Below are 5,316 nucleotides of genomic sequence, written 5' to 3' on the forward strand. Positions count from 1 at the left end.
GTCGCTCAAGAAGCCGCCAATACCCAGGCCGCAGACGGGCGAAAAACCTTCCAGGAAGGAAAGCCTCGCAGAATTCCTGCGGCCACAGCCGCAGGAATAACATGAAAATCAGTCATTTCCGGGGACATGCGCCCCGGAAATGACACTTCCGCGCAAGATGAGCCGACTTTTCCGTCGGGAATCAAGGTTCATCTTGCGCGCATCTCCCTCGAAAAAGTGGCTCTTGCCGCTTTTCCGACAAGCAGAACCCCTCCGGTTTAGCCGGAGGGGTTGATTTATTCCGGGGCGGGGGACTCAGCGGCCCACCTCGATGCCGGCCAGATAGGCGCTGCGGGTGGCCTGATCCACCTTGCCGGGCTGGATGGCGTCGCCGATGACCCAGGTCTTGAGTCCGGCGGCCTCGGCGGCGGCCTTCAGGGGGGCGATGTCCACGCTCTTCATGCCCAGGGCAAAGAGGACGGTGTCGGCCTCCAGGGTCTGGACGCCGCCGGCGTTCTCCACCTTCACGCCGGTGGGGGTGATCTCCAGGCAGCGGGTCTTGGGCAGCATGGCCATGCCGCATTTCTCCATCTCCCAGATCAGGGCCTCCCGGTACATGCCGAAGGACTCGTTGGCCAGCCGGCCCAGCAGCTCCACCACGGTGACCTCGTGGCCGGTCTTCTGGAGGAAGAGGCCGGCCTCGCAGCCCACCAGGCCGCCGCCCACCATAACAATCTTGTGGCCGGGCTTGACATTGCCGTCGTACATGTCCATGGCCTTGTGGGCGTGCCCGATGCCGGGCACCGGGGGACAGGAGGGCAGGGAGCCGGTAGCAAAGATGACGCCGTCGGCGCCGAAGGAGGTGATGTTCTCCGGCGTGATCACGGTGTTGAGCCGCACGTCGATGTCACGGCGCTCCACCTCGCGCACCAGCAGGTTCTTGAAGTTCATCAGGTCGGGCTTGTCGGTGTCCACGTCGGTGAACCGCAGCAGGCCGCCCAGGCGGGGGCCCTGCTCGGCCAGGATGACCTTCTGGCCCCGGTCGCAGGCGGTGATGGCGGCCTGCATGCCGGCTGCGCCGCCGCCCACGATGAGCACGGTCTCCTGCTTGGAGGCGGGGGCCAGAGTGTCGGGATCGAAGGGCAGGTGGGCCAGGGGGTTGATGGTGCAGTGGCCCACGTAGAGGGCCAGCTCCTCGCTGGTGAAGGGCAGGTCGTCATAGCCCTCCTCGGGGGAGCCGGGGAAGCACTTGTAGCAGCGCAGGCAGCGGCGGATCTGATCCTCATGGCCGCGCTTGGCCTTGTTGGCAAACTCGGGGTCGGCCAGCATCTGGCGGCCCAGGATGGCAAAGTCGATCTTGCCCTCGGCAATGGCCTGCTCGCACAGCTCGGGGGAGTTGATGCCGCCCACGGCGCCCACGGGCAGTTTGGTGTACTTCTTGATGATGGCGGCGTTGTCGATGTTCAGGCCGTGGGGGTGGAACATGGAGCTCTCGGTGCCCGACTTGACCGACGCCTCATAGATACCGCAGGTCACGTGGACGGAGGTGATGTAGGGCTCGGCCATGGCGACGAACGCGCCGGTCTCCTCGGGGGTGATGCCGCCGGGCTGGTGGTCGGTGCCGTCGATGCGCAGCTCCACCAGGAAGTCGGGGCCCACCGCCTCCCGGACGGCCTTCAGAATCTGGAGGGGGAAGCGGGCGCGGTTCTCCAGAGAGCCGCCGTAGCTGTCGGTGCGGGTGTTCATCAGGGGGGAGAGGAACTGGGTGAAGAGGAAGCCGTGGCCGCCGTGGATGAGCACGCCGTCAAAGCCCGCCTTCTGCATGTAGGTGGCGGAGACGGCGAAGTCGCGGGCGATGCGGGCCATGTCGTCCTCGTTCATAGGGCGCACCTTCACGCCGGCCAGGTTGGTGGTCTCGATGGGGCCGATGGCCTCCTGCCCGGGGCCGAAGGGCACCTTCTCCTTGCCGCAGTGGACCAGCTCGGCCAGAGCGACAGCGCCGTGGCGCTTGATGCGGCGGGCATACTCGCCCACGGCGTCAAAGGTCTCGGGATCCTCCTCGGGCTTGGCAAAGTCAAAGGGGCGGAAGCCGGGGATGCGCACGGCGTCCACAAAGTTCACGTCGGTCTCGCCCACGATGACGCAGCCGTTGCCGCCCTTGGCGCTGGCCTCCAGCTTGCGGTAGGTGAAGTCCCGGGCGTCCGGGTTCTGAACAATGAGGCCGAAGGCCATGGGGGCGCTGACGATGCGGTTGCGGTAGGTCACCTTACCCACCTGCATGGGGGAAAACAGATGCTCGAATTTCAAGACAATCAGACTCCTTCCTTAGATGCCGGGGAACTGGATGCTCTGGTACTTGGGCAGGCGCTCGGCCACCAGCTGGCGCTTGGCCGGATCCATGAAGAAGCCGCCCTGGGTCTCGGCGATCTCGTCGCAGTGAACCCCGCGGCCCTCCTCGGTGGTGCGGTCACGCTCCAGCCCGTTCTCGGCGATGACAAATTTCCAGCGCCCGTCCTCGGTCTGCTCCAGGGTGCCGCCCGCGCCGCACACCACGCACTCGATGGGGTACTGCAGCCCCTTCCACTGGGGCTCGCCCAGGCACAGGGCGTTGGAGTGGCAGTTGGGGCACCAGCCGTAGTCCGGATCGCCCAGCCACTTGCGCTCGGCGGGGGGCGTGTTGAGGGCCTTCATCACGTTCAGGCCCATCTCCCGGACCCGGGCCACCTTCTCCTCGTAGAGAAGCACCTGGGCGGGGGCGGGAACCTGAGTGGCCATGTACATGTCCACAATCTTGAAGCTGTTGGTAAAGGTGGTGGCCTGCATGCACTCCAGGGCCATGGACTGCCAGGAGCGGGTGGAGCCGCCCACGGCGATGAGCGCACCCACCCGGTCCCGGGGTGCGATGGCGCCGATCTTGGTCAGGAAGGCCGACTCATAGGCCAGGTTGCGGTGCATGAACTTCAAAAACAGGGAGGAGGGCATCAGATCATAGGTGGGGGCGGAGAAGATCACCGCATCCTGCTCCAGCATCACATCCATGATTTTCTGCTTGTCGTCCTTGTCCGCCAGGGAACAGCCGGTGTTCTTCCCCATGGACATGCCCATGGTACAGGCGGTGCAGCCGTTGCAGTCCAGGAGCTCGTAATCCTTCAGATCGATCATGCGGACCTCGGCCCCCTGCTCCCGGCAGGCCAGAAGAGCCTCCTTGAGCAGGATTTCACAGTTGCTGTCCTTGCGTCCGGCGGTCACGCCCATTACTTGAAACGCCACGCGCATCACTCCTCTTTTATAATCGGGCAAATTGTATCACTCCGGGCGAAAAAAGTGAAATTCACGTTTTTTCCAGGATTGATAAAAAAGCGTTATCAATTTATAATACGAGCAGGGAGAGGAGGGAGCGCAATGAACACCGAGCAGCTTCGCTATTTCGTGTCGGTGGCCCGTTACCGGAACTTTACCGAGACGGCGCGGGAATTCTATGTGACGCAGCCCGCCGTGACCCATCAGATCTCCGCCCTGGAGCGGGAGGTGGGCGCACGCCTGTTTCTGCGCACCACGAGGAACGTGTCGCTCACCCGGGCCGGGGAGCTCTTCCTGGAGGACGCCAAGCGCATCCTGGACCAGGAGGAGCGGGCCCTGGGCCGCCTGCGCCAGCTGGAGGCCTCGGGATGTTGGGAGCTGCGCATCGGCTACCTCAATTCCCCCTCCCGCCACTTTTTGCCCCGGCTGATCGCCGCCTATCGGGAGGCGTATCCCCAGGTCCGCGTGGAGCTCATCCGGCGGGACGCCACCGGCATCCAGGCGGGCATCGACGCGGCGGCTTATGATGTGAGCTTCTCGGTGCTCTCCGACTTGAAGGGGATGAACGGCTACGCCTGCCGCAAGCTGGGGGCCGACTTCTACTGCCTGGTCTGCCCGCGGGAGCACCCCTGCCTGGACAACGCCGTGATCGACTACGCCAAGCTGGCCACGGAGCCCTTTGCCTGCCTGTCCCACACCGGCGGGGCCTATATGTATAAGCAGTTCCTCCAGATCTGCCGGGGACTGGGTTTCACCCCGGCGTCGGTCACAGAGTATCCCGCCCTGGAGGATGTGATCTTTGCCGTGGAGTGCGGACAGGCAATTGCCATTCTCCCTTTCCGGATTCGGGAGTACATGCATACCACCGGCCTGGCCTTTGTCCCGCTGGAGGGGCATGGGCAGACCATCGAGCTGGGGGTGGCGTGGCGGGAGCCCAGCGACAATCCGGCCGTGGAGTGGTTTATGGCTATGGTCAACCGCTGGCTTCTGGAGCATCCGGAGCTGTTTTAACGCAGACGCAAAAAAGTACCGTCAGGCGGCAGCGCCTGACGGTACTTTCGGGTACGGAGCGGTTTGCGAAAGGAATTAGTCGTAGATGCTGTCCACGTCCCAGTCGGTGATGACGCCGGTGGCGGCATTGATGTCGCACTCATACTCCATGGTGCCCGAGACCATCTTGATCTCATAGATATAGCGGCCGTCGTCCCAGTCCAGGTGGCAGCGTACCACGGAGGCGCCGGAGGGGGCTTTTGCCAAAGCGATCTCCTTGGCCTTGGCCTCGCTGATCAGATTGTTGGTGGAGGTGCCAGGGGTGGAAGGGTTGGCGGCGTTGTTTCCGGGATTCCACAGGGAGAAATCATCCCAGTCATGGTCATAGGAGCGAATGGCGCCTGTCGTGGCGTCGATGCTGTAATCGTACTCCGTGTTCCCGGCGTAGAATTCCACCTCGTACTCGGTGCGGCCGTCGTCCCAGTCCAGTCCGGCCTTCACGAAGATGGCGTCGGCGGCCTTCACGCCGGCGTGGTTCAGGGCGATCTCCTTGGCCTTGTCCACGGAGATGTAGTTGGAGGCGGAGGGGGTGGAGGCGATATAGCGGTCGGGGGTGGTGAGGACGGCGGTATAGTTGGCGGAGTCAAAGTCCACCTTCAGGCCGGCGGCCTCACAGATGGCGCGGACGGGGGCGTAGGTGGTGCCGTTATAAGAGAACAGGGGGACATCCCTGCCCTTGGCGTCCTTGGGGGAGAAGACCGCACCGTTGAGGGTGATGCGGATGTTGTCATCCACGGTGATGGTGCGGCTGGCCGCCATGGCCGACACACCCAGGCCCACCGTCAGGGCAGCCACCAGAATACCACTGCAAAAGCCTTTTCCAAAACCCTTTTTCATCATCAAAACTCCTTTATCCTGTCAAATCTGCGGCGGGGTTTCCCGCCCGTTCTGACAGTAAAATGAAGCAGAGGGGCCGTTTATTGCACGGAAGCAAAAAAATATTATTTTTTTGGAATGTAGGTTTGTCAAACATATTGGACGGTGAAC

General features: G+C 63.3%; 4 protein-coding genes. 1 reads left to right on the plus strand and 3 read right to left on the minus strand.

The features are described from left to right. Positions 1–294 precede the first annotated feature (294 nt). A complete protein-coding gene (locus tag HMPREF0372_RS07275) occupies positions 295–2,286 on the minus strand; it encodes an oxidoreductase (RefSeq protein ID WP_050810481.1) in 1,992 nt (663 codons plus the stop codon). Between the two features lie 18 nt (positions 2,287–2,304). Then, complete coding sequence (locus HMPREF0372_RS07280; RefSeq protein ID WP_009259330.1) at positions 2,305–3,249, minus strand: flavodoxin family protein; 945 nt, start codon at positions 3,247–3,249, stop codon at positions 2,305–2,307. Between the two features lie 132 nt (positions 3,250–3,381). On the opposite strand from HMPREF0372_RS07280, the gene HMPREF0372_RS07285 reads away from it, so the two are divergent. Beyond that, a complete protein-coding gene (locus HMPREF0372_RS07285; protein ID WP_007490270.1) occupies positions 3,382–4,290 on the plus strand; it encodes a LysR family transcriptional regulator in 909 nt (302 codons plus the stop codon). Positions 4,291–4,365: 75 nt separating this feature from the next. Here HMPREF0372_RS07285 and HMPREF0372_RS07290 read toward each other — a convergent pair whose 3' ends face one another. Next, entirely contained in the window at positions 4,366–5,166 is an 801-nt protein-coding gene (locus HMPREF0372_RS07290) for a PepSY domain-containing protein (RefSeq protein WP_226916223.1), read from the minus strand. Positions 5,167–5,316: the final 150 nt, after the last annotated feature.

It is taken from the genome of Flavonifractor plautii ATCC 29863 (assembly GCF_000239295.1).
GTDB classification, from domain to species: domain Bacteria; phylum Bacillota; class Clostridia; order Oscillospirales; family Oscillospiraceae; genus Flavonifractor; species Flavonifractor plautii.